The sequence below is a fragment of the Ruegeria sp. CRTD044 genome (assembly GCF_059613485.1).
On sequence record NZ_JBXWSP010000019.1, the window covers coordinates 222,193 to 242,280 of the forward strand.

The following is a 20,088-nucleotide window of genomic DNA, read 5'->3' on the forward strand; positions in this document are numbered from 1 at the left end:
TGGTCAAAAAAGTGGCCAAAGGCGTCCGGTTTGCCTTTCCTTTGGCCGTTTCCCGTGCGATTTTGGCGCAAACCTCCCAAAGGACGTGACAATGGATACGCAGAGCTCAGAAAGCCCCGTGCGCACCGCGCATCTGCCGCAAGTGACCGAGCCCCGAAACCCCGGCATGGATCTGGACCTGGATTGGGTGCGCGCCGTACAGGCCAACACCTCGGCCATCGAACGCCGCGCCGCGACCCTGCCCGGGCGCCGGTCGGTCAAGAAAGAGCATCAGGCCGCGTGGCTGCTGAAGGCGATCACCATGATCGACCTGACCACCCTGTCGGGCGATGATACCGAGGGCCGCGTGCGCCGCTTGTGCGCCAAGGCCCGGCAGCCGGTGTCCCCCGCCCTGCTGAGGGCGCTGGGCATGCCGCCGATCACCACCGGCGCAGTCTGTGTCTATCACGACATGATCGAAACGGCGGTGGATGCGCTGACAGGCACCGGCATTCCGGTCGCGGCCGTATCCACCGGCTTTCCGGCGGGCCTGTCGCCCTTCCACCTGCGCGTGGCCGAGATTGAGGAGAGCGTGAAGGCCGGGGCCGAGGAGATCGACATCGTGATCTCGCGCCGCCATGTGCTGAAGGGCGACTGGCAGGCGCTGTATGACGAGATGAAGGCGTTTCGCGCCGCCTGCGGCGATGCGCATGTAAAGGCCATCCTCGCCACCGGCGAGCTGGGCAGCCTGCGCAACGTGGCGCGCGCCTCGCTGGTCTGCATGATGGCGGGGGCGGATTTCATCAAGACCTCGACCGGCAAGGAAAGCGTCAACGCCACCCTGCCCGTGTCGCTGGTGATGATCCGGGCGATCCGTGACTATTTCGACCGCACCGGCTATCGCGTGGGCTACAAGCCCGCGGGCGGGATTTCCAAGGCCAAGGATGCGCTGGTCTACCTGTCGCTGATCAAGGACGAGCTGGGCGACCGTTGGCTGCAACCCGACCTGTTCCGCTTTGGCGCATCGTCCCTGCTGGGCGATATCGAGCGGCAGTTGGAACATTTCGTCACCGGAGCATACTCGGCCGGTTACCGGCACCCGATGGGCTGAGGACAGGAACAATGACAGTCAAAGAGATTTTCGAGACCATGGAATACGGACCCGCCCCGGAAAGTGCCGCCGAGGCCCTGGCATGGCTGGTCGATCAGGGCGACAAGTTCGGCCATTTCATCGACGGCGCCTTCACCAAGCCCGGCCAAGGGTTTGAAAGCCGCAACCCGGCCACGGGCGAGGTTCTGGCCAAGCTGACTCAGGCCACCCAAGCCGATGTGGGCGCCGCCGTGGCCGCCGCCCGCAAGGCGCAACCCAAATGGGAAAAGCTGGGCGGCCCGGCCCGCGCCCGTTACCTCTATGCCATCGCGCGGCTGATCCAGAAGCATGCCCGCCTGTTCGCAGTGCTGGAAACGCTGGACAACGGCAAGCCGATCCGGGAATCGCGCGACATCGACGTTCCTCTGGTGCAGCGGCATTTCTACTATCACGCAGGCATGGCCCAGCTGATGGAAGCCGAGCTGCCCGACGCGCAGGCGCTGGGGGTCTGCGGCCAGATCATCCCGTGGAACTTCCCGCTGCTGATGCTGGCGTGGAAGGTGGCCCCGGCGCTGGCCATGGGCAACACGGTGGTTCTGAAGCCGGCCGAATACACCTCGCTGACCGCGCTGCTGTTTGCCGATATCTGCATGCAGGCCGGTCTGCCCAAGGGCGTGGTCAACATCGTCACCGGCGACGGCGCGGTGGGCGAGATGATCGTGGCCGCGGACGTGGACAAGATCGCCTTTACCGGCTCGACGATCGTGGGGCGCCGCATCCGCGAGGCCACCGCCGGGTCTGGCAAGTCCCTGACGCTCGAGCTGGGGGGCAAGTCGCCCTATATCGTCTTTGACGATGCCGATATTGACAGTGCCATCGAAGGTCTGGTCGATGCGATCTGGTTCAACCAGGGCCAGGTCTGCTGCGCCGGTTCGCGCCTGCTGGTGCAGGAGGGCATCGCCGAGCGCTTCTATGCCAAGCTGCGCGCCCGCATGGACACGCTGCGCATCGGCAACCCGCTGGACAAATGTATCGACGTGGGCGCCGTGGTGGACCCGGTACAGCTGCAGACGATCAAGTCGATGGTCGAGGGCAACGCGGTGGGCCAGGTTTACCAGCCCGCCTGTGAGTTGCCCGCCAACGGCTGCTACTATCCGCCGACGCTGATCACCGGACTCGAGACCTCGGACCCCCTGATGCAGGAGGAGATATTCGGCCCGGTTCTGGTCTCGTCGACCTTCCGCACCCCGGCCGAGGCGGTCGAGCTGGCCAACAACACCCGCTACGGACTGGCGGCCACGGTCTGGACCGAGAACGTCAACCTTGCGCTCGACATCGCGCCCAAGCTGGTCGCGGGCGTGGTCTGGGTCAATGCCACCAACCTGTTCGACGCGGCCGCGGGCTTTGGCGGCGTGCGCGAAAGCGGCTTTGGCCGGGAAGGTGGCTGGGAAGGGCTGAGCGCCTATACCAAGCCCAAGGGCAAAGCCAAGCCGGTGGCCAAGATCGAACCTATCGTGGGCGAAGGCGGCCCGGTCGATCCGGTCGACCGCACGGCCAAGCTCTATATCGGCGGCAAGCAGGCCCGGCCTGATGGCGGCTATTCCCGCGCGGTCTGGGGCAAGGCGGGGCTGCTGGGCCATGTGGGTCTGGCCAACCGCAAGGACGTGCGCAACGCGGTCGAGGCCGCAGCAGGCGCGGCGGGCTGGTCGAAAACAACCGGCCATCTGCGCGCGCAGATTCTGTATTACATCGGCGAGAACCTCTCGGCCCGCGCCGACGAGTTCGCGCATCGCATCGACGCAATGACCGGCCGCAAGGACGGCGCGAAAGAAGTCGACGCCGCAATCCAGCGCCTGTTCACTGCAGCCGCCTGGGCCGACAAGTATGACGGCCAGGTGCATAGCGTTCCTATCCGGGGCGTGGCGATTGCAATGAAGGAACCGGTTGGCGTGATCGGCGCGCTTTGCGCTGATGAGGCGCCGCTGCTGGGTCTGGTCTCGGCCATGGCGCCGGCGATCGCGATGGGCAACCGGGTGGTTCTGGTGGCGTCCGAGCCCTATCCGCTGGCCGCCACCGATTTCTATCAGGTGCTGGACACTTCGGACGTGCCCGCAGGCGTGGTCAATATCCTGACGGGCAGCCACGAGGAGCTGGCCAAACCGCTGGCCTCGCATCTGAACGTGGATGCGGTTTGGTCCTTCTCGTCGTCGGACCTGTCAGCACAGATCGAGGTCGTCTCGGCCGGGAACCTGAAACGGACCTGGGTCAATAACGCGACGGCATTCGATTGGGGCATGGACCACACCCGCCGCTTCCTGCAGGCTGCGACCGAGATCAAGAACATCTGGGTGCCCTACGGCGAGTAGGGCCCCTCCAAAGCGGGAGGCTCTACATGGACTTTGCAGGAAAGACGGTCATCGTCATCGGCGGGACCAGCGGTATCAATCGGGGCATCGCCGAGGCCTTCGCGGCCTCGGGCGCCAAACTGGCCGTGGCCAGCCGCTCGCAGGAGAAGGTGGACGACACCATCGCCGCGCTGAAGGCAGCCGGCGCGGCCGAGACCATCGGCGCGGCCTTCGACGTGCGTGATGCCGAGGCGGTCGCCGCGGGGCTGCAACAATTCCACGCTGCGCTCGGTGATTTCGACGTGCTGGTTTCGGGGGCGGCGGGCAACTTTCCCGCGCTGATGGCGGAAATGTCGGTCAACGCCTTCCGCACCGTGGTCGAGATCGACCTGATGGGCACCGTGCATGTTCTGAAGGGCGCCTATCCCTATCTGAAACGGCCCGGCGGCAACATCATCAACATCTCGGCCCCGCAATCCTATCTGCCCTACGAGGGCCAGGCCCATGTCTGTGCGGCCAAGGCGGGGGTCGATCAGATCACCCGCACCCTGTCGATGGAATGGGGCGTGGAAGGCATACGGGTGAACTCGGTCGTGCCGGGTTTTATCGAAGGCACCGAAGGCGCCAAGCGTCTGGCCCCCACCCCCGACGCGGGCGAGCAGCTGCGCCGAGACGTGCCGCTTGGCCGCTGGGGCACCCCGCAAGACGTGGCCAACGCCTGTCTGTTTCTGGCCTCGGACATGGCCAGCTATATCAGCGGTACGGTTCTCGCCGTGGACGGGGCGCTGTATCAGCGCGGTTCGGGTCAGTTCGGCCAGATGATGGGGCAGATGCTGCGTAGCATGAAAAAGGGGTGAACCGCGTCCGACAGGCTCGGCCGGCCTTGCCGAACACAGGCAGGGCCGTGGCCCCTTGGCAAGCCGCGCCTACTGCAACTGCAGTATATCCGGGATGCAGAGTTTTCTTTGTGCAGGCATCTGGTCTGCACCATCCGACCGCTTCAGCCTTTTCGGGCCATCCTTGACTTTGACCTTGGGCTCAGCGAGCGCGCCCCTCAGGGTCACCGGCCACGGGCTGCGCGCAAGTGGCTCGCCAATCTTTCTTGGCTGGATGTTCAGATCCAACACTTTGTCCGTCAGGTCGACAGCGCCAAAGACGACGACCTGAACATGATCTGTTTCCAACGTCGTCTGTTTCGTCTCGATTTTTCCATTCGAAATACTGATCGGCGCGCGCAGGCACACGATTGGCGCAACTTTCTGTTTTTCCTTGGTAAATACCCAGGGAAGAATACCCAGCCCGGCCAGGTCCAGAAGCTGGGTTTCGATCGAACCGTCGCGCATTGAAACCGTGGCATTGCCACTCATGGTGTCGACGAATTGCTTGACGGTATCCGTGCCCCCCGTAACCGAGAAATCTGCGTACACCGTCCCGCTGGCGCCTTTCTTGAAGTTCAGGTTTTGCAGAAGGTCATCCAACTGCCATCCGCCCGCCTTTCCGGTCAGGGTCAGCAAATGCGCCTCATTCGAAAGATCCATTTGCCCGCTTACGTCGAAATGACCACCTCCGTATTCAAACTTCAGAGGTCCGGCCCGAAGCTCGTTTTCGTCCAGGGTCAGTTCGCTCTGCAAGCTGCTGATGCCCTTGGCGCCCTCAATGTGACGCAGGTCTATGTCGACATCTACATTCACACCCGACAGCAAAATGGCCCGCCCGATGGGTTTGAGGGTCACATCCCTCAACGGACCTGTGTCACCGTCGCCTTTCTCCGCATCTTCCTGCTCCGGCGGTGAACCACCTATCTTGCGCAGTTGGGCGGCCGCCTGAACGATGGTCCGGATTTGATCGATTTTTATCAGATCGCTCTCGATCGTCCCCTGCAGCACGGGATCGCTTGTTGCATCATCAAGATCCGCCGCGATTTTCAAGACCGACTCGGAAACCTCGACATTGGCATTGGCATTCCAATCGGTGCCTTCACTTACCAGGTCGATTTCAAGATGGGCCCGCCCGGTGTCCACCGGCTCCAGCGACAAGGCCTTCAGAAGGTCCGCGCCAGACGGAACATCCACGTCGATTGCCAGATCCAGATTCTCGAACTTGAGGACATTTTCTACGGACCCGTGCACCTCCAGGTTCCAGACCTCGGTTTCGCTTGTCTGACCATCCAGATTGGTCAAAGCAAGCTGTTCGATGTTTCCGTCCAAATGAAAGTTTCCCGAAAACCTGCCCAGCTGGTCATCGGGGCCCAGCAGTTCGGGCGAGATCAGACTGCTTGCCGGAATATCAATCAAACCTTCGGCGGATACGCCCTGCAACTGCAACGCATCCTCGACCGAACCGGTCAGAATTATAAACGGATCGGCGGGGTTTCCGATCCTCAAATTGATGTTGCCCACGCTCAGGGCGCCTTCGGGCGTTCTGGCAAGCTCGGAGAATTTGATCGGCGGCGGGCCCTCACCAGAGGTGTCCAAGGTGAAACCGTTCGTCTTGATGACCATCTGCCGTTGCGGGACCTGTCCCGGGACACTGTCGATGACCATATCCACAGCGATAAGCTTGAGGTCATACCGCGAGGCAGCCGGAGCCGGCTCGGCATCCTCTGGATACAGGCGAATGCGGGTCGTCAAAGAAACATCTTCCTGATTGCCTAATTCCCCAATTTGTCCGGTGACGGAAAGGCTTTGGCCACCATCCAGCTCGGCCAGAACAGACAGGTCATCAACCCGTGCGACGCCGTCTGCCAGCTTGAATGATGCACCAACACTGCCCGAACCCTCCAACACGCGGTTGAGTTGCAGGACATCGAGCAGTTGACCCAACTGATCGACCTCGAGGGTCGTCTTGACCTGAAGGCCGGTCTCCACAGGAATCTGTTGGGCTTCGACCGAAATCTGATCAAAGCTCAATGCCACTTGGAACGGGTCCTGGGGCGGGAACGTGCCCTTCAGGTCAAAACTCTGACCGTTGAGCGACCCCGCTCCGACCGCCGAGGCAACATCGGTTTCGGCATCGCGCTGCAAAACCAGTTCTGGAAGCTGCAAGTCCAGTCCAATGCCGTTCAGGTCGTTCTGATAAAGTACAGTGACATCCTTCAGGTCGATCGTGCGATCCGTCAGAATTCCGGCCAAAGGCTGGGTCGGACGTTCCGAAGCCTTTTCGGTTTCGGCCCCGGTGCGCGAAAAGGACTGCCAGTTGGTCACGCCTTCTTCGTCTGTGATCAGGTTCAGATGAACTCCCGACACTGAAAGATTGCTCACCGACAGCTTGCTGTTCCACAGGTCCCGTGCAGATACTTCGAACTCGATCTGATCAATCGCTGCCAGATCCGCCTCGGCCTTCTGCGTTGCGGGCAGAACCAGTCCAGCTGCTGATACCTGCAACTGACGGCCAAGGCCCAAACGCACCTCATCCTCAATCAAGACCTGCTGGCCCAGCTTCCTTGAGATCAGGTTCTCAACGAAACTGGTCCGCACCGACGAGAACAAAGCGGACGACAGAAATAGCCAAGCCGCGGCAAAAACCACAAGCGCGACCGCGCAACAGATCAAGACACCTTTGACAATTATTCCCACGTTATCCCTCAGCGTCCCGATTCAGCATGTGATTACCCTAGAGCATTTATCCATCATGTTAATGGAATACATGTTTCGCACGCCTTCTCAGGCCACGAAATCGCCATTGCCTTGGCCAACTCACCCTTTGGATTCACACAATCATCCAATTACTGCTATACGTGAATTCTTTTGCGAATGAGGGCATGATGAATTCACTGACCAGAATAACGCGTGGGATAGGCGTCGCTTTCAAGGACGGCAGAGTGAAAGGCATACTCGCCTTCACCGTCGGAATGATCCTTTGGGCGTCAGTGTTCTACCATTTTGTCGAGGGGTGGAGCTGGTTGGACTCCGTCTATTTTTCCGTAGTGACGATCTCGACAGTGGGTTTTGGCGACTTTTCTCCTGAAACCGCTGCGGGCAAGATCTTTACGATGGCGTACATAATCGTGGGTCTGGGTATCTTCGTCACCGCCGCCACGACCGTGGCCGACACGATCCTGTCCCAGGAGGATGAGACTCCGAAAAAATAGGCTCTGGCAAGGTGAGCAACAGCGTGCTTTGCACCTCAGGATCCGCTTGCAAATTGGGGGCTGAGTCAACCACCGCACTGCCGGGCACCCCCTAAAAGCTCAAAAAATATACATATTTGTTTTTTTGAGTGTAACATACAAAAAAACATTCCAGGGGGATGGAATGGAAAAGACTCAGGACGCAAAGATTGTCGACCTCGCGATAAGGTTGCTGTTTCTCGGGCTGTTTCTCTACAGCGCCTTGGTCATGGTCGCCCCGCTTGCAAGCGTGGTCATCTGGGCCACAATTCTTTGCGTTGCGCTTTATCCGGCCTTCGATTGGCTTCAGTCCAAGCTGGGGGGACGGAAGAAGCTGGCAACGACGATCCTGGTTTTGCTGGGTCTGGTTCTCACACTGGGGCCGGTCGCAACGGCGGTATCTGGGGCCGCGGAACTGGGGTCCGAGTTTGCCGAGCAAGCTGACAAGGGCGAGTTGAAGATACCTCCGGCGCCGGAAGGCCTGAAGGATCTGCCTCTGGTCGGTGCCAAGCTTGCCGATGCCTGGGGCATGTTCGAACGGAACCTGGATGGTGCGCTTGCAAAATACGGCGCGCAAATCCTCGAGATCACCAAATCGCTCTTTGGCAAAGTTCTGGGGATCGGAATCGGGCTTCTCGGCCTTGCGCTGTCGGTGGTGATCATGGGCGCCCTGTTCAGCCCCGGACCGGATCTGGTGCAGGGCCTTCAGCGCTTTGCCAACCGCGTCTTTGCGCCACGCGGCGGCGAATTCGTCACTCTGGCAGGGGCCACGATCCGGAACGTGACCAAGGGCGTAATCGGCGTTGCCGCCATTCAGGCCGTCGTTGTTTGGGTCTTGTTGGCGCTGTTCGGAATATCCTCGGCTGCGACGCTGGCGTTCATCTGCCTGATCCTCTCGATCATCCAGATCGGCCCCGGCCTCGTTCTTCTGCCGCTGGTCATCTATGCATGGAGTTCCATGTCCGGCGGAGCGGCGCTGATCTTCACCGTTCTGGCCATTCCCGTCAGCATAATGGACAGCTTCCTGCGGCCGGTTTTCATTTCAAAAGGCCTGGAGACACCGATGCTCGTGATCCTCATCGGGGTTCTGGGCGGGATGATGGCCTATGGCCTGATCGGAATCTTCATGGGTCCGGTCTTGTTCGCCGTCTTCTACGAGTTGTTCAAGGTCTGGATCGACGCCTCACCAGCAGCCGATGACACCGCCGAGGGAGCCGCAAAATGAGGAAGACGATCTGGACGACACTGGCCGTCATTCTCATCTTCCTCACCTGGTATCTGGTTGCTGATCGAAAGACACCGTTCACCGGGAATGCGCGGGTAAAAGCCGTGGCGACCCAAATCGTTCCGCAGGTCACGGGAACCGTGATCGAAGTATTGGTGGAAAACGGACAGATCGTTTCGGCCGGCGATATGCTGGTTCGGATCGACCCGAGACCCTACGAGATTGATCGCGACAGAGCCCAGGCCGACCTTGAGGCGGCCACTCAGGAGGTCGGCGCATCCTCGGCCGAGGTAAGTGCGGCGCAAGCCAAGTTGGCCCGCGCGCAGAGCGATCTGGATACGATGCGCATTCAGACGGAACGAGTCTTCGCGCTCGAGAAGAAAGGGCTGATTTCCATCTCGAAAGCCGACGATGCCCGAGGCCAGCTGGCCGAGTCCGAGGCGAACTATGAAAACGCCAAAGCGGATCTGGAGAAGGCCAAGCAAAGGCTTGGGGACGAAGGGAATGAGAATCCCAAAATCCAACGTGCCTTGGCGGCTTTGGCCGATGCAGAGCTCAATCTGGAATGGACCGAACTGCGCGCGCCGGCTACCGGTGTCATATCCAACTTGTTGATTGCGCCCGGCACATACGCCCGGTCCGGCCAGGATCTGCTGACCTTTCTTGATGCGACGGACGTGTGGATCGAGGCGTATTTCACCGAGAACAATCTGGGGCGCGCCACCGTCGGGTCTCCGGTGGATGTCGTGCTGGATATGCACCCCGGTCAGATCATCCCGGGCAAAATCGAAAGCTTCAGCGCTGCCGTCTCGCTGAGTGGCGGCGACACACCCGGACAATTGGCAAGCCCGCCGAGCACCAAAGGCTTTCTGCGTGAACCTGAACGGTTTCCCGTGCGCATCATACTGCCGGGCTACGAGGCCGGAAGCGCAGAGGACGATCTCAGGTTTCAGTTGAACGGTCAGGCGGATGTCATCATGTACCTCAGCGACAACGGGATACTGAACGCGGTCGGTCGGACATACATTCGTTTGGTTTCGATCTTTTCTTATGCGTACTGAGGACAGAAACGCCGTTTACAGACTTGCACTGGGTGTGACCGCCGTCTTTTCCTTGGGGCTTTTCCTTGGGTGGCCATTGGCGGTTGTTGGCGCGGTTTTCACTGCGCTCTTCCTTCAGGCACCCGCGGCACTGCCGCTGGCCGCGTTTGCGAAACTGTTCATCTTCTCGATTGCGTTGATGTTCGTTTCTTTCCTGCTTTCATCGGTTTTCGCGCCCTATCCGGTCGTGTTTCTGATATTGGTGGCGATCGGGATAATCCTGTCCTTCATATGGTCCGTGTCTGGTGCCGGTGTCCTGCCGGGCGTCATCGCCCTGATGGGGGCGCTGATGATCCCCAACCTTGTTCTGCAATCTCGGGATCTGGCGCTGGTGCTTGTATTCTGGATCCCGCTGAATCTGTTGTTTGCCGGTTTCGTATCGACGCTGATGTTCACGCTGATTCCGGCCGCCCCCCAGAACGCCACGCAGGCCAAAGCCGCATCCGTCGCTGACTTTGACAAGCATCGGCGTATCGTCAGAATGTCGCTTGTCACGGTTCCTTTCGCCCTGGCATTTTTTGTGTCTGGTGCGTCTGCCCTGTTGGTTCTGTTCTTTGTGGCCCTTCTCAGCCAGCAACTCGCTGCGATGCCTGCTGCCGGCAAAGCCGTGGCCAAGGCGATGCTGACGGCAAACCTGCTTGGCGCAGCGGCGTCCATCATCTGCTACGAAGTCAACGTCATCGCGCCGGTCATTCTCACGCCGATCCTTCTGTGCTTTTTCGCCTGCGTGACGCTGGGCGCGCTCGGCAAATCCCAGATCCCGCTGGCCGCCGCCGCCGGATCGGCCCTGACGACAGTCCTGATTGTCTACGGCGGGTCGATTTCACCGTTTTCGGACGAGGCCGATGTCAAAAGCATCACTCGCGTTCTGCAAGTCGCCAGCGCGGCCCTGTTCGTCATCATAGCCTACGTGGTCGTGGATGAGTTCTGGCCGGAAAAGAAACGCGAAAACCCGGTGAATGCTTGACGCAACCGCCAACTTTGGCGCCCGAGGCAAATTGGACTGACGTCAAAGCTGCAGGGGCGGCCCCAGAAACTCGATCTGCCATTTCTCGGAGAATGCATTCAGCACGTCCCGGTCGGGAACTTCGTCTGCCATGATGTCTCCCAGCCCGTTGAAAAAGGCGACCGTGTCGAAGGATGGCAGTATCATGACCAGTTGCCGCGCCGGCCCGTCGGAAAGGTTGCGAAACGCATGCGCGGCGCCCGCGGGGATCGTTACGACATCCCCCGTTTCTGCAACAAAGCGCTTACCATCGCACTCATAGAGATACTGCCCGTCCAAAACGCGAAAGATTTCAGTTTGTGGGTGACGGTGCAGAGGCGGGCCAAACCCCGGTTCGTTGATTGTCTCTATGACCGATTTATTCTCGTCGGTGGTGTCGTGCGGTATCCGGACAAACAACTGCAGTCCAATCGCCGGGACGTGGATGGGAGGGTCGGTCAACTTCGAATGCCAGAACTGATAGGGCATCGATGACCCCTCCCTCCTTTCCCGCGAAAATAGTTCCGCTTCATGATGACATCTGTCCATCAAATGAAACAAGCCAGTCGGCGGAATCGCATGACCGCGAACACCGTAGAGGTTTCGTGGAACGGGCGCCGGAAACGTGGACGATCCAGAGGTTGCGGACGCATCCGGATCACGGGGTCCCGAGGCGAGCGGCGCTGAATGACCGCTCGTCGGGAATTCTGCAAAAGGCCTGCCGACTGCCGACCCTTCGCGTCAGTTCGTGGTCTCAAGCCCCGCGGGTTTGCCTACAACCACGAAATGCAGCCCGTCCGGGTCCAGCAGCTCAGCCGCGACGCGGTTCACCTCGTCCAGCGTCACCGCGTTCACCTTGTCGTTTCGGGTCGCGATGTAGTCGATCGGCAGATCTTCCATCTGCATGCCCACCATGATGCCCGCGATCTGGGCATTGCCGTCAAAGCGCAACGGATAGGCACCGGTCAGATAGGTCTTGGCGTCGTCCAACTCTTTCTGGGTTACACCTTCGGTCGCGGCGCGCCGCCATTCGTCGCCAATTACCTCGATAGCCTGCGCGATCCGGTCATTGGCCGAGGATACCGACCCCAGATAGACCGAGGCCAGATCCTTGGGCACCAGATAGGTCCCGACGCCATAGGTCAGGCCGCGTTTTTCGCGCACTTCCTGCATCAGGCGGCTTTCAAAGCCGCCGCCGCCGATGATGTGGTTCAGGATGTAGGCTGCAAAGAAATCCGGATCGTCGCGGTCGATACCCTTCTGGCCGAACAGCGCCACTGATTGCGGCGTGTCAAACTCGACCACCGTGACGCCACCGGGGATCGTTACCTCTGCATTCCCGGGAATCGGTTTGCCCGTTTCGGGAAGGTCCGACAACAGATTGTCCAGCAAAGCGCCCAACTCTTCGGGTGTGATGTCGCCCACCGCGCCCACATACAGACGGTCCTTGGCGAAGACGCCTTTGTAGGCGTCGATGATGTCGTCCCGGGTCAGGGCCGATACGCTGTCGATCGAGCCTTTGCCGTTGGATCCATAAGGATGATCGCCATAGGCCATTTTGGCGAATGTCTCACCCGCGATGTCATTGGGGTCGGTCTGTTCCGAGCGCAGCCCGGACAGGACCTGCGCCCGAACCCGGTCGATCGCATCCTGATCAAAGCGTGGTTGCTGGATGGTGGTGCGCAGCAGGTCAACGGCGTCGTCCCGGTTTTCGGTCAGGAACTGGGCCGAGATCGCAACACTGTCATCGGTGGCCCTGTATCCGATCGACGCCGCCAGGGATTCCAGCGCCCGCGCGTAGGTGCGGGAATCCATGTCGCCCGCGCCTTCTTCGAGGAGGCCGCTCATCAGATAGACCGCGCCGCGTTTGTCGGGATCGTCCAGTGACGTGCCCCCGCGGAACCGCAGCTCCAGCGCAGTGAAGGGGATCGAGTGATCCTCGACCAGCCAGGCCCGGATGCCGCCGGGCGAGGTGACCTCCTGAATCTTGATCTCGGCCCAGGCAGGCAGCGCGATCAGCAGGGCGATCAAAGGGGCAAGGAAACGGATCATTGGGTCACCTCGTCATCACGCATCAGCCAACCGGTGACCGACGCTTCGGGCTGAAGCACCTCGCGCGCGGCGGCGATGATTTCTTCGCCGGTGACGGCCTGCAGGATGTCGGACCAGGCCTGCACGTCCTCGACCGTCAGTCCGCTGGTCAGCGCCCGGCCATAGCGGTTGCCGATTCCATCGACATTGTCTCGGGCATAGACCTGTGCGGCGCGCAGCTGCATCTTGATCCGGTCCAGATCCTCCGAGTTGACGCCTTCGGCGATGAAATCGGCCACCGCCTGATCCATCGCATCCTCGGCCTCTTGCAGCGACACGCCTTCAGCCGGAACAACGATCAGGTCAAAGGTCGTGTCATCCAGCGACACCCCACGGTAAAACGCCCCGGCATAAACAGCCAGCTGCTGCTCAAGCTGGAGTTTCTCGTTCAGGTAGGACGTGGTGCTGCCGCCCAGAAGCTCGGCCAACAGGAACAACGCCGCAGCCTTTTCCTGCGCACCGGCATCACGCTCGGGCGCGAGGTAGCTGCGCTGAACATATGGTTGCGACACCCGCGCATCCTTGAAGGTCAGACGCCGCTCGGCGGTCTGAGGCGGTTCCTGCGATCGGACCCGTTCAGGCAGGTCCGGGTTGGCGGGGATCACGCCATAATAGGTGTCGGCCAAGGCTTTGACCTCGTCCGGGTCCACATCGCCGGTCACCACGAGGATCGCATTGTTGGGCGCGTAATAGGTCTGGTAGAAGGACAGGGCGTCCTCCATGTCCAATGTCTCCATCTCGTGCTTCCAGCCGATCACCGGAACGCCGTAGCGGTGGTTGAGATACTGCGCCGCGCTCATCTGTTCGCCGAACAGGGCACGGGGGTTGTTCTCGGTACGCTGGTTGCGTTCCTCCAGGATAACGTCGCGCTCGGTTGCGATGTCGCTCTCGGTCAGCCGGATGTTGCGCATCCGGTCGGCCTCCATCTTCATCATCAACTCCAGCCGGTCGGCGGCCACGCGCTGGAAATAGGCCGTGTAGTCATACGAGGTGAAGGCGTTGTCGTTGCCCCCATTGGCCGCAACGGTGGCCGAAAGCTCGCCCGCTTCCATCGTATCGGTGGCCTTGAACAGAAGATGTTCGAGGAAATGCGCCACACCTGACGATCCGATCGGTTCGTCCGCTGATCCGGCCCGATACCAGACCATATGCTGAACCACGGGCGCGCGGTGATCTTCGACCACGACGACATCCATGCCGTTATCCAGAGTAAAGGTGGTGACGGCCTCGTGCCCGGTTTCAGCCAAAACCGGGGTTGCGATCATCAAAGCGGCGCAAAACGCCAAGGCCCGAGCCATGGGGCATCCTCCGTTTCGTTACGGTGTTCAAACTACGGTGACGCCGAACGGGTTCAAGAGCGATGACGGAAAGTTAAGAATTATTCATCCGGCGGCGACGAGGGTGTTTCCACGCCCTGTCTGCGCAAAGCTTCGGTCTGCACCTGGGGATCGATGGCATTGCGCTTGTAGACCTGCGAATAGCGGTCCACCTTGAACAGGCGCAACCGCGTCCAGCGGCTTTGACGCTTGCGGAAATCCGCATCTTCCTGTGCCAGAACCTGGCGGGTGTTGGGGGAAACGCCATAGCGGCTGGAAGCCGTCACCAGCGCCCCGTCCGACGACGGGATACCGGTGCCGGGGTTCAGCGCCCCGGGATTGCCACCCAAGGCAGCCACGGCATCGGCATTCGGGTTCGGGTCGGTCAGGTTCGCGCCACCCGGCGTCGGCGCGGGCAGGAAGGCATAATCTTTGGGCTGGGTCAGTGGCTTGACCGGCATGACCGAAAACTCGTCAGGCCCGGGCCCTGGCGCTTCGAGATGGCGCAGGCCGATATCGGAACATCCTGCGACCGCAGCAGCAAGTGTCAGAGCAATAATGGCGCGCGGCATCCGCATCTTGGTCTCCAGCCTGTTTCAGGCGCTTTTATCGCATAACATCCGGCGCGTCACGAGGGCTTTTTGCCTTCGAACAGCACCAACCCGAGGGCACCCGCGAAAATGAATACGTCGGCGAGGTTGAAGACGAACGGGTTGTTGATGCCACAGCAGGACATGTTCAGGAAATCCAGAACGTATCCATACAGCACCCGGTCAACCACGTTCCCCAACGCTCCGCCGATCAGCAATCCACCGAAAACCAGCATCCGCCGCGATGCGGCCGTGCGCCAGAGCCAGACGAAAACGCCGATGCTGATGGCCAGCGAAATAGCGATGAGAAACCAGCGCGCAGCTTCGGAATTGCCCTGGAACAGGCCAAAATTGATGCCGCGGTTCTCGCCGTAGCGAAAGGTCAGCAGCGGCGGCAGTACGTCGATGCCGCCGGGCCGGTCGGCCACGCGCAACATGTGGACCACCAGGTACTTGCTGAGCTGGTCGATCACAAATGCGGCCAGCCCGGCCCAGAGCAGAACCCGGACCCGCATCAGTGACGAAAATGCCGCATGCCGGTGAACACCATGGCCAGACCGGCTTCGTCGGCGGCAGCGATCACCTCGTCATCGCGCATTGATCCGCCCGGCTGGATCACGCAGGTCGCGCCTGCGGCGGCGGCCTCCATCAGCCCGTCGGGGAAGGGAAAGAACGCGTCCGAGGCTACGGCCGAGCCGATGGTCAGCGGTTCAGGCAGGCCCAGACTTTCAGCCATGCGCTCGGCCTTCTTCGCGGCGATCAGGGCCGAATCCACCCGGCTCATCTGACCGGCGCCAACGCCCACCGTGGCCTCGTTCTTGACGTAGACGATGGCGTTCGACTTGACATGCTTGGCCACTTTCCAGGCAAACAGCAGATCGCGCATCTGCTCGGGCGTGGGGGCCAGCTTGGTCACGACCTTCAGGTCATCCATCTCGATATGCCCGTTGTCCTTGTCCTGCACCAGCAGCCCGCCGGCCACCTGGCGCACGGTCTTGCCGCCGGCGCGCACGCCGGGCAGAGCCTCGGTGGTCAGCAGGCGCAGGTTCTTTTTGGCGGCAAAGATCGCCTTGGCCTCGTCGGTGGCGCCGGGGGCGATCACGACCTCGGTGAAGATGCCGGTGATTTCGCGCGCGGTTTCCGCGTCCAGCGGCCGGTTCAGCGCCACGATCCCGCCAAAGGCCGAGGTCCGGTCGCAGTCGAACGCGGCTTTGTATGCCTCGAGCAACGTGGCGCCCGTTGCAACGCCGCAAGGGTTGGCATGTTTGATGATGGCGCAGGCGGCGCTGTCGCGCGGGTCGAACTCGGCCACCAGTTCAAAGGCGGCGTCGGTGTCGTTGATGTTGTTGTAGCTCAATTCTTTGCCCTGATGCTGCACGGCGGTAGCGACGCCGGGACGGCCCGAGCCATCGACATAGAACGCCGCCTGTTGGTGGCTGTTCTCGCCATAGCGCAGGGGCTGTTTCAGCTCGCCGGCGAACACGCGGCGCTTGGGGGTGTCGATCTGCAGTGCATCTGCCAGCCAGCTGGACACGGCCGCGTCATAGGCTCCGGTGCGGGCATAGGCCTTCTGCGCCAGCCACTGGCGGAAGCCCAGCGACGTCTTGCCGTAGTTTTCCTCGAGCTGATCCAGCAGGGCCGAGTAATCCTCAACATCGACCACCACGTTGACAAAGGCGTGGTTCTTGGCCGCGGCGCGGATCATCGCGGGACCGCCGATGTCGATGTTTTCGATGCATTCGTCATAGCCCGCGCCCTTGGCCACCGTTTCCTCGAACGGGTAGAGATTGACCACCAGCAGGTCGATCGGGCCGATGCCATGCTCCTGCATCGCTGCCACATGAGCGTCATTGTCGCGCAGCGCCAGCAGGCCACCATGCACCATCGGGTGCAGCGTCTTGACCCGGCCATCCATCATCTCGGGGAATCCCGTGACCTCGCTGACATCCTTGACCGCAAGCCCCGCATCACGCAGCGCCTTGGCGGTGCCGCCGGTCGACAGCAGCTCGACCCCACGGTCGGCCAGGGCCTTGCCCAGATCGATCAATCCGATCTTGTCGGAAACGGAAAGCAACGCGCGGCGCACGGGGTGAAGGTCGGTCATGGGTCCAAAGGTCCTTTTGGCTCAGTCGAAATCGGGCTCGTCCCGGTGCACGTCGCGCACGGCATAGGCTGTATCCTGCGCCTTGCTCAGCGTCCACCGGATGCGCGTCGCATACTCGATTGCGCGGCCGGATAGAACGATCTGTTTTGTCGCGCGGGGCTTCAGACGGCCTTTTTCCAGGTAAACGCTTGGCTCAAGAGACAATTTTCCGGCGCCGTCATGGCGGAAAACCCAGATCTCGCCGCTTTTGAGCGCCATCGACACCGCAGACCCGCCCAGATCCAGCGCGGCGTCCACATCCGGATGAAGGTGAAACCGGATGTCAAAACCGATCCCTGACAGCTTGGATGCGTCCACCGCCCGGTCAAACTGGCGTTTTGCCTTGTCGGTTGCCGTCAAAAGGATGTCTTCACCAGTTACCTCGCGCCCGTCAAAGCGCAGCTCGATCGTACGGGCATGGGTAAGTCCGAACACCTTGGCGTACCCATCATGGCCCGCCATCACGCGCGCGCCTTCGAACGAATCCTCGAACTCCACCGGCACCTCGCTCGGGCCGTCCACCATTGCTTCGTTCGCGGTTCCCTTGGCCGGAGCGGCCAAGCGGGCGCTGGAGTATCCATCCAGGCAAAGGGTCGAATGCGAAGGCGTGGCCCGCCCGGCCCGGCGCCACTCCAACCCGAAGCTTTCGCCCGAACCGCAATTGACGATCAATGGCCGCCGCCCCGAGGTCAGCTCGAAAGCCAGTGTCGAGGCGTGCGCCATGTACGAGGCCGCCCCTTTGGCCGGGGGTGCTGCGTCGATGATCACCGTGGTGCGGGCGGCGGCCAGACGGGCATAGCCCATGGTCAGGCCTTTGGCGGGTTTGGGCTTGACGCCGCTTTGGGCCAGCGCCTGTTCCAACCGGCCCTCTATGCCGCGGCCACCGCCGTGAAACCGGGCCAGCCCGCCGTCGGCATGACGCAGGCTGCGCAGGGTCGGGGCAATCCGTTTGATTGCTGCCGTCTGAGCGGCGGGCGTGCCGCGCCCCACTTCGCTGAGCGCAGCGGATGTCCAGGCCAGCAGGGTAAAGACCTCAAGCAATTCTTCCGGATTCCGCGTGGGAATGCCACCTTGGGCGTCGATCTGGGCCTCACATTCCCGCGCCAGGGCCCGAACGGCCGGGTCCGAGATGTCTTCCATCCCCTCCAGTGCCAAACCGGCCTGAACCAAACCTGCCAAGGCCTCGAACCGCGGCAGACCCGGTGTCGCGGCGTGCCAGCGTTTGGACAGGAACCAGGTCTGCTGTGACAGAGACCGAAAAAACAGCCGGCTATGGGCCTCGTCCATACCGCGCAGCAGGAACAGCGCGTGATTGATCCAGCGGATCAGGCGGCGTCCGGTCAGGTCTGGGGCCCAGCCCGGACCCTGCCCCTTGCCGTGGGTCTCGATCCAGCCCCAGACCCAGCGTTGCGCCTTTTCCCGTGCCGCGGCATCACCCACCGCGGCCAGATCGTCCAGCCAGGCAAATCCATGCCGTTCATCGTCGAATGCGGCGTTGGGGGCCACGACCTCCCATAAGCCCGTGTCCGGAGCTTCGACCAGATAACCCGCAAACAAAAGATTTCCCGCCACCAGTTGCCGCCCGCGCGCAAATGAACCAACGGTGCGCGGCTCGGGCTGACCGACAAAGCCGCTGACGGGCTTGCGGCGCTGGCTGAGGCGCGCGTAGAGACGGTTCTGAAACCGCACCCATCGGTTGGCCATGGTGTCCGAATTCGACATGACGTGTGTTGCTCTGCCCCTGCCGCTCTGCTGGCGTTTGAACCAACGATAGCCGGGCCGGTTCGTCAAGTCATCGAAAAGCGACCGGTCAGGCCGATTTGTTCAGGCAGGCGATGTAGAACCCATCCATGCCGCCCAGTTCGGGCCAACAATCGGGACGCAGGCGCAGCCCGCCTTCCTCGGTCAGCCAGTCGGGCTGAACGCCGGGTACCTGTAGCGCGGCGCGGTCCACCTGCATGTCGGGATGGTGCGGCAAAGCCTCTTCGATCTGCACCTCGCCCTCGTCGGGCAACAGCGAACAGGTGCAATAGACCAGCCGTCCGCCGGGTTTCAGCAAGGTCCAGGCATGGGCCAGCATCCGGGCCTGCAACGCGATCAGGCCGCCGAACTCGGAGCCGTCCTTGGCAAAGGGCAGATCCGGGTGACGCCGGATGGTGCCGGTTGCCGAACAGGGCGCGTCCAGCAGGATCGCATCGTACTGGCCCTGATGGTCCAGCGCGTCGCCGGCGACCACCCGGGCCGACAGCCCGGTCCGTTCGAGATTTTCCCGCACCCGCGCCAGCCGGCCTTCGGAAATGTCCAGCGCGGTGACCTCTGCCCCCGCCGCCGCAAGTTGCAGCGTCTTGCCGCCGGGCGCGGCGCACATGTCCAGAACCCGCTCACCGGGCCGGGGCGCCAGAATCCGCGCCGGCAGGGCGGCGGCGGCATCCTGCACCCACCAGTCTCCGCTGGCATAGCCCGGCAGGGCCGAGACCTGACCCGCGTCAGTAACCCGCACCGAGCCGGTCGGCAGTTCGGTCCCCACGGGGATCGTTGCGCCGGGCTTTGGCGTCAGGTCCAGCGGCGCGCCGGCGAAATGGGCCTGCTCCATACCCTTGACCGCATCCGCACCCCACGCCGCGATCAGCGGTTCGCGCAGCCAGTCCGGCAGGCGGGGCACCCGCATCTTCGGCCAGGCCTCGGCGCCTTCGGCGGCGATCTTACGCAGAACCGCGTTGACCAGCCCCTTGAGCCGCCCGTGCTTGCGCGAGCGGCCGATGATCTCGACCATGGCGTTCACGACACCATGCGCAGCCTCGCCCTGGCACAGTTCGACCGTTCCCAGACGCAGCGCGTTCTGAACGGTCAGCGCCGGTGTGCGCCGCAGATGTCCCTCCAGCAGGCGGTCGGCGCGTTCAAGCCCGCGCAAGGTCTCCAGCGTCAAGCGCTGCGCCCGCGCGCGGTCTTCGGGGGCTAGGCGATCCAGCGCCCCGGCCGCCAGGCATTCGGACAACAGGCGCCCCTCGCCCAAGATCTGATCCAGCAGATAGATGGCGCTGCGCCGCGCCGCCGTCGGGGTGTTGGTCATGAAACCGCCTTTGCAAGGTTTTCGCCCGCATTGCCATCAGCGGACG

At 62.0% G+C, this 20,088-nt stretch carries 16 protein-coding genes; 7 read left to right on the forward strand and 9 right to left on the reverse strand.

Features of this window, described 5'->3' with window-relative positions; translation table 11 throughout:
* Positions 1 to 91 precede the first annotated feature (91 nt).
* Genes deoC through AC2FNL_RS17360 form a run of 3 tightly spaced genes read left to right on the forward strand, consistent with a single transcriptional unit; the run spans position 92 to position 4,271 of the window.
* Positions 92 to 1,090, forward strand: a complete 999-nt coding sequence (gene deoC / locus AC2FNL_RS17350) for a deoxyribose-phosphate aldolase (RefSeq protein WP_496834488.1) — start codon at positions 92 to 94, stop codon at positions 1,088 to 1,090.
* Positions 1,091 to 1,101: 11 nt separating this feature from the next.
* A complete protein-coding gene (locus tag AC2FNL_RS17355; RefSeq protein WP_496834489.1) occupies positions 1,102 to 3,435 on the forward strand; it encodes an aldehyde dehydrogenase family protein in 2,334 nt (777 codons plus the stop codon).
* 26 nt (positions 3,436 to 3,461) lie between these two features.
* Entirely contained in the window at positions 3,462 to 4,271 is an 810-nt protein-coding gene (locus AC2FNL_RS17360; protein WP_496834490.1) for an SDR family oxidoreductase, read from the forward strand.
* A 69-nt stretch (positions 4,272 to 4,340) separates the two neighbouring features.
* Here the strand turns inward: AC2FNL_RS17360 and AC2FNL_RS17365 are convergent, their stop codons facing one another.
* Complete coding sequence (locus AC2FNL_RS17365; RefSeq protein ID WP_496834491.1) at positions 4,341 to 6,890, reverse strand: AsmA family protein; 2,550 nt, start codon at positions 6,888 to 6,890, stop codon at positions 4,341 to 4,343.
* Positions 6,891 to 7,234: 344 nt separating this feature from the next.
* Between AC2FNL_RS17365 and AC2FNL_RS17370 the strand changes: the two genes are divergently transcribed.
* The 4 genes from AC2FNL_RS17370 to AC2FNL_RS17385 all read left to right on the forward strand — a co-directional run bounded on the left by AC2FNL_RS17370 (position 7,235) and on the right by AC2FNL_RS17385 (position 10,814).
* Complete coding sequence (locus AC2FNL_RS17370; protein WP_315901678.1) at positions 7,235 to 7,504, forward strand: potassium channel family protein; 270 nt, start codon at positions 7,235 to 7,237, stop codon at positions 7,502 to 7,504.
* 163 nt (positions 7,505 to 7,667) lie between these two features.
* Positions 7,668 to 8,747: an AI-2E family transporter gene (locus AC2FNL_RS17375; RefSeq protein ID WP_170600250.1), complete on the forward strand. Its 1,080-nt coding sequence runs from the start codon at positions 7,668 to 7,670 to the stop codon at positions 8,745 to 8,747.
* On the forward strand, positions 8,744 to 9,808 hold the full coding sequence (locus AC2FNL_RS17380; RefSeq protein ID WP_170369118.1) for an HlyD family secretion protein: 1,065 nt from the start codon (positions 8,744 to 8,746) through the stop codon (positions 9,806 to 9,808). The genes AC2FNL_RS17375 and AC2FNL_RS17380 overlap by 4 nt, the downstream gene beginning before the upstream one ends.
* Positions 9,798 to 10,814 (forward strand): DUF2955 domain-containing protein, encoded by a 1,017-nt coding sequence (locus AC2FNL_RS17385; RefSeq protein ID WP_496834492.1) that lies wholly within the window; start codon positions 9,798 to 9,800, stop codon positions 10,812 to 10,814. The genes AC2FNL_RS17380 and AC2FNL_RS17385 overlap by 11 nt, the downstream gene beginning before the upstream one ends.
* A gap of 42 nt (positions 10,815 to 10,856) precedes the next feature.
* Here AC2FNL_RS17385 and AC2FNL_RS17390 read toward each other — a convergent pair whose 3' ends face one another.
* From AC2FNL_RS17390 to AC2FNL_RS17425, 8 genes are all read right to left on the reverse strand, one after another.
* The gene (locus tag AC2FNL_RS17390; RefSeq protein WP_496834493.1) at positions 10,857 to 11,321 is read right to left on the reverse strand and encodes a cupin domain-containing protein; all 465 of its coding nucleotides are present in this window, start codon (positions 11,319 to 11,321) and stop codon (positions 10,857 to 10,859) included.
* A gap of 252 nt (positions 11,322 to 11,573) precedes the next feature.
* A complete protein-coding gene (locus tag AC2FNL_RS17395) occupies positions 11,574 to 12,884 on the reverse strand; it encodes a M16 family metallopeptidase (RefSeq protein WP_496834494.1) in 1,311 nt (436 codons plus the stop codon).
* Positions 12,881 to 14,221, reverse strand: coding sequence for a M16 family metallopeptidase (locus AC2FNL_RS17400; protein ID WP_496834495.1), 1,341 nt, complete (start codon positions 14,219 to 14,221; stop codon positions 12,881 to 12,883). The genes AC2FNL_RS17395 and AC2FNL_RS17400 overlap by 4 nt, the downstream gene beginning before the upstream one ends.
* Positions 14,222 to 14,301: 80 nt before the next feature.
* On the reverse strand, positions 14,302 to 14,817 hold the full coding sequence (locus tag AC2FNL_RS17405; RefSeq protein WP_093964150.1) for a DUF3035 domain-containing protein: 516 nt from the start codon (positions 14,815 to 14,817) through the stop codon (positions 14,302 to 14,304).
* A 50-nt stretch (positions 14,818 to 14,867) separates the two neighbouring features.
* Positions 14,868 to 15,344: a signal peptidase II gene (gene lspA, locus AC2FNL_RS17410; RefSeq protein ID WP_222457671.1), complete on the reverse strand. Its 477-nt coding sequence runs from the start codon at positions 15,342 to 15,344 to the stop codon at positions 14,868 to 14,870.
* Positions 15,344 to 16,933 carry a bifunctional phosphoribosylaminoimidazolecarboxamide formyltransferase/IMP cyclohydrolase gene (gene purH / locus AC2FNL_RS17415; protein WP_496834496.1) on the reverse strand — a complete coding sequence of 530 codons (1,590 nt, stop codon included), beginning with the start codon at positions 16,931 to 16,933 and terminating at the stop codon, positions 15,344 to 15,346. The genes lspA and purH overlap by 1 nt, the downstream gene beginning before the upstream one ends.
* 21 nt (positions 16,934 to 16,954) lie before the next feature.
* Positions 16,955 to 18,694, reverse strand: coding sequence for a heparinase II/III family protein (locus AC2FNL_RS17420; RefSeq protein ID WP_496834497.1), 1,740 nt, complete (start codon positions 18,692 to 18,694; stop codon positions 16,955 to 16,957).
* An 88-nt stretch (positions 18,695 to 18,782) separates the two neighbouring features.
* Positions 18,783 to 20,042 (reverse strand): RsmB/NOP family class I SAM-dependent RNA methyltransferase, encoded by a 1,260-nt coding sequence (locus tag AC2FNL_RS17425; RefSeq protein ID WP_496834498.1) that lies wholly within the window; start codon positions 20,040 to 20,042, stop codon positions 18,783 to 18,785.
* Positions 20,043 to 20,088: the final 46 nt, after the last annotated feature.

Bases quoted from the DNA above. Each gene is read 5' to 3' on its own strand.
- deoC (WP_496834488.1), top strand. From the start codon at position 92: ATGGATACGCAGAGCTCAGAAAGCCCCGTGCGCACCGCGCATCTGCCG.
- AC2FNL_RS17355 (WP_496834489.1), top strand. From the start codon at position 1,102: ATGACAGTCAAAGAGATTTTCGAGACCATGGAATACGGACCCGCCCCG.
- AC2FNL_RS17360 (WP_496834490.1), top strand. From the start codon at position 3,462: ATGGACTTTGCAGGAAAGACGGTCATCGTCATCGGCGGGACCAGCGGT.
- AC2FNL_RS17375 (WP_170600250.1), top strand. From the start codon at position 7,668: ATGGAAAAGACTCAGGACGCAAAGATTGTCGACCTCGCGATAAGGTTG.
- AC2FNL_RS17380 (WP_170369118.1), top strand. From the start codon at position 8,744: ATGAGGAAGACGATCTGGACGACACTGGCCGTCATTCTCATCTTCCTC.
- AC2FNL_RS17385 (WP_496834492.1), top strand. From the start codon at position 9,798: ATGCGTACTGAGGACAGAAACGCCGTTTACAGACTTGCACTGGGTGTG.
- AC2FNL_RS17390 (WP_496834493.1), bottom strand. From the start codon at position 11,321: ATGCCCTATCAGTTCTGGCATTCGAAGTTGACCGACCCTCCCATCCAC.
- AC2FNL_RS17395 (WP_496834494.1), bottom strand. From the start codon at position 12,884: ATGATCCGTTTCCTTGCCCCTTTGATCGCCCTGCTGATCGCGCTGCCT.
- AC2FNL_RS17400 (WP_496834495.1), bottom strand. From the start codon at position 14,221: ATGGCTCGGGCCTTGGCGTTTTGCGCCGCTTTGATGATCGCAACCCCG.
- AC2FNL_RS17405 (WP_093964150.1), bottom strand. From the start codon at position 14,817: ATGCGGATGCCGCGCGCCATTATTGCTCTGACACTTGCTGCTGCGGTC.
- lspA (WP_222457671.1), bottom strand. From the start codon at position 15,344: ATGCGGGTCCGGGTTCTGCTCTGGGCCGGGCTGGCCGCATTTGTGATC.
- purH (WP_496834496.1), bottom strand. From the start codon at position 16,933: ATGACCGACCTTCACCCCGTGCGCCGCGCGTTGCTTTCCGTTTCCGAC.
- AC2FNL_RS17420 (WP_496834497.1), bottom strand. From the start codon at position 18,694: ATGTCGAATTCGGACACCATGGCCAACCGATGGGTGCGGTTTCAGAAC.
- AC2FNL_RS17425 (WP_496834498.1), bottom strand. From the start codon at position 20,042: ATGACCAACACCCCGACGGCGGCGCGGCGCAGCGCCATCTATCTGCTG.